Below are 278 nucleotides of genomic sequence, written 5' to 3' on the forward strand. Positions count from 1 at the left end.
GTATAATATGGATTTCGTTTAAGGCGCTGATGGAAATGCTGGTTAATATACTTTCTGTTTAACGTTTTTTTATCATCACATACTATAGCACTGCCGCTGTCATGATTGCATTTCATTACGAAGGCTTCAGGGAGTCGATCAAAGTCAATATCCTCTGGTTTATTAAAAACCCCCAGCAAAGGGATAAGATACTCTTCCCCCATAGTTAATTTAATATAATCACGTACGGCAATTTTATCGGCAATAAGAGTGAAAAACTCATCTCTATGATATACCAT

1 protein-coding gene is annotated in these 278 nt (G+C 36.0%); it reads right to left on the bottom strand.

What is annotated here, in order from left to right:
* Nucleotides 1-278, bottom strand: a 278-nt coding sequence (locus tag HWD93_RS18345) for an ATP-grasp fold amidoligase family protein (RefSeq protein WP_306577621.1), incomplete at both ends; no start/stop codon positions are given.

This window comes from Curtobacterium sp. C2H10 (genome assembly GCF_025407985.1).
Taxonomy (GTDB): domain Bacteria; phylum Actinomycetota; class Actinomycetes; order Actinomycetales; family Microbacteriaceae; genus Curtobacterium.